General features: G+C 71.2%; 4 protein-coding genes. 1 reads left to right on the plus strand and 3 read right to left on the minus strand.

Translation table 11 applies throughout. The features are described from left to right. Positions 1-5 precede the first annotated feature (5 nt). Positions 6-683: a YdcF family protein gene (locus FV223_RS24970; protein WP_147729485.1), complete on the plus strand. Its 678-nt coding sequence runs from the start codon at positions 6-8 to the stop codon at positions 681-683. A gap of 118 nt (positions 684-801) precedes the next feature. Here the strand turns inward: FV223_RS24970 and FV223_RS24975 are convergent, their stop codons facing one another. From FV223_RS24975 to FV223_RS24985, 3 genes are all read right to left on the minus strand, one after another. Further along, positions 802-1,458 (minus strand): hypothetical protein, encoded by a 657-nt coding sequence (locus tag FV223_RS24975; RefSeq protein WP_147729482.1) that lies wholly within the window; start codon positions 1,456-1,458, stop codon positions 802-804. Between the two features lie 61 nt (positions 1,459-1,519). Beyond that, positions 1,520-1,906 (minus strand): hypothetical protein, encoded by a 387-nt coding sequence (locus tag FV223_RS24980; protein WP_147729483.1) that lies wholly within the window; start codon positions 1,904-1,906, stop codon positions 1,520-1,522. A 384-nt stretch (positions 1,907-2,290) separates the two neighbouring features. After that, the coding region (locus FV223_RS24985) for a hypothetical protein (RefSeq protein WP_147729484.1) at positions 2,291-2,560 on the minus strand (270 nt) is incomplete at its 5' end.

The following is a 2,560-nucleotide window of genomic DNA, read 5'->3' on the forward strand; positions in this document are numbered from 1 at the left end:
GCCCGGTGGCGCTGACGATCCTCGGCCTCGCCGGCCTCGGCGCGGTCGCGCTGCTCGCCGGCTTCCTCGCCTTCGTCGCCGCGCTCGACCGCAGCGAGCGGGTGCCGCAGGGCCGTGCCGACGGGATCGTCGCGCTGACCGGCGGCGCCCAGCGCATCGGCGACGCGATCGACCTGCTGGCCGGCGGCTACGGCCGGCGCCTGCTGATCACCGGCGTCAACGAACGCACCAGCCGCGACGAGATCGCCCGGCTCAACCCGACGCAGCGCCACTGGATCGATTGCTGCGTCGACCTCGACTACCGCGCGCGCAACACCATCGGCAACGCCATCGAGACCCGGCGCTGGATGCGCCACAACCGCTTCAGCACCGTCGCGGTGGTGACCTCGAACTACCACATGCCGCGGACCCTGATCGAGCTCGACCACGCGCTCCAGGGCGCCGACCGGATCGTGCCCCATCCGGTGATCGCCGAAGGCTTCGACGCCGCCGATTGGTGGCACAGCCCCTCGGCGACCAAGCTGCTGGCGTCCGAATACCTGAAGTTCCTGGTCGCCTGGGTCCGCACCCGCTTCGAGACCGACCCGGAAAGCTCGCGCGTCGCGATCCTGATCGGCCGCGGCAAGCCGGTGAAGGCGCCGGTGCGGATGGTCGCCGAGCCGTTGCTGCGCGATCTGCAGTAGGCCGGCCGCGCCGCTCGCCGGCCCCACCTCATGAAAAAGCCCTGCGTGCCGGGGCATCGCAGGGCTGATCGGGGGCACCGTCGCCGAGGCGACGGGCCGATCGAAGGCTGAGCGTCGCTCAGAGCGGCTTGGCGGGGTAGGTCCGCACGCCGGGGCGGGCCGCCGCGCCCGAAGGAACGCCCTGGCTCGCCGTCGCGCCGGACGGGTCGGACGCGGTCAGCGCCGGGCCGCTCCAGCCCTCGGACCGCCAGCTCTGCGACCGCTCGTCGACGTTGACCGAGCCGTGCTGCTCGAGGATGTCCATCGCCGTCGTGGCGTGGGCGTCGTCCGTGCGCACCGTCACCAGGGTGCCGCCGCGGCGGATGCCCTCGTTGTAGGTGTGGGCGTCGTTCTCGCTGATCCCGGCGCCGGTGAGCGCGCCGACGAGGCCGCCCGCGGCCGCGCCGATGCCGGCGCCCGTTAGGGTCGCGACCAGCCAGCCGGCCGCCACGACCGGCCCGACGCCGGGGATGGCGAGCAGGCCGAGGCCGGTGAGGAGGCCGGTCGCGCCGCCGACCACCGTGCCGAGCGAGGCGCCGGTCCCGGCTCCCGTCTCGGCCTTGTGGGCGGTCTCGGCATGGTCGCCCGTGCCGAGCCGGCCGGCATGCCGGTCGCCCTCGTTGTTGCTGACGACGCTGATGTCGCCGTGCGAGATGCCGGCCGCCTCGAGGCGGGACACCGCGGTGCTGGCCGCGTCGTAATCGTCGTAGAGCGCCGTGATGGTTTGCTGAGCCATGGTCAAATCCTGGATGTCGTGGGAATTGCGTGCCTGCGCCTCAGCCGTCCGGGGACGGCGATCACTGCGCGGCGACGTTGCCCTTGAAGTCGACGCCGACCTTAACCGGCTTGCCGTTCAGCATCGCGTCGCCGCGCCAGATGCCCTTGTCGTCCTTCATCAGGCCGCGGACGTCCTTGTAGCCGGCATCCTCGAGACGCTTGTGCGTCTGGGCTTCCGTGAAGCTGTTGGCGCCTTCCTCCAGCTTGGCATGCGCGGCCGCGTTGGCGGTGGCGGGCTTGCCGGCGTCGGGCCGGTCGGTGTTCGGACGCGTGACGGCTTCCTGGCCACCGGACTTCTCGCTGGACTTGGCGTCCGGAGCGGGGTTGCCCGTCGTCGTGGTCTGTGCGGACACGGTGCCCGTACCGAGAAGGGTGACGAGCGCGATGGCGGTCAGATAGCGTTGCAAGGCGGTTTCCTCTACTGTTGGTCCCCTTCAATTCCTTCGTGGCGCGAAGCGTTCCACTTTATATTTTGCGAGAACATCGTGTCGGCGGCTAACGACGGCGACGAGCTTTGCGATCACGCACGGCTTGCTTGGGAAATATTTCGCAGCGGTTGCCGCAGCGTGCGCAATGACCAGGACGCGCGCGAAACATCGCGCTCTTCCCTCCTCCCGACGGATCTCGGGCTTGCCCAAGATCCGCACCCTGTGTCCCCAAGTCGGGCAGGCCCGACTTGGGGACGGGGGAGGGAAGAGGCGTCGCCGCTTCGGTTGCAGGGATGAGAGCCGGGAGCGAAACGACGGCACGGGGCCGGGCCGATAGGAACCGGCCTCCACCCCCCTTCACGATCACCCGCGGCAGCGGGCCTTGATCGCGGCGGAGAATTCCTTCTCGGAGTCCTGGACCTGGGTCAGCCGGGCGCCGCGCTCGGAGCCCGAGAGGCAGCGGCCGTAGACGCCGGCGACGCGGCGCATGGTGTCGACGTGGCGGCGCCAGATCCGGCAGGCCTTGGCGTCGTCGCCGTCGGCCTGCTCGAGCTGGTCGAGCGCCTGCCGCTGCATCGATTGGGCGACGAGCACGTCGCGGGCGCAGGTGCCGTCGGCCGCGCCCTGCTGCGC

It is taken from the genome of Methylobacterium sp. WL116 (genome assembly GCF_008039455.1).
Lineage (GTDB): Bacteria > Pseudomonadota > Alphaproteobacteria > Rhizobiales > Beijerinckiaceae > Methylobacterium.